1 protein-coding gene is annotated in these 392 nt (G+C 62.8%); it reads right to left on the reverse strand.

The window, feature by feature from the left end; all coding sequences use genetic code 11:
• The coding region (locus SB772_RS39295; RefSeq protein WP_410838428.1) for a hypothetical protein at positions 1–392 on the reverse strand (392 nt) is incomplete at both ends.

The raw sequence follows: 392 nt of genomic DNA on the forward strand, positions 1-392 counted from the left end.
GGCAGGGCGGTAAACAGGATCCCTACAATTTTGCGGAACAGCGAAGTGTTCTCGTGCGTCGGGCTTCGCATCAGTAAGCGGCTGAGCAGCCAGGCCATCAAGGCATAGCAGGTCAACACCACCGGCATGCCCAGCACGTCATCGGCGAGCGTTGCCGGTTGCAGTTCGGCGACCGCCACTACCGCCACCAGCGCCATGACCACCAGACCGAGTCGACGGACCCAGCCTTGAAGGAATTCGACCTGAGGCTTTTCCCAACGGAAATGCAGTTCCGCCACGCCACCCGGCGCGAGGATCCGATAGGCGGTGTAGAACACCAGCCACGCCTGGGCCATTTGCAGCAGCGCGGCACCCATGTTGGCGTTTTGCCCGCGGGCGTCGATCTGCAAGGC

The sequence above is a fragment of the Paraburkholderia sp. SIMBA_030 genome (genome assembly GCF_046535245.1).
Lineage (GTDB): Bacteria > Pseudomonadota > Gammaproteobacteria > Burkholderiales > Burkholderiaceae > Paraburkholderia.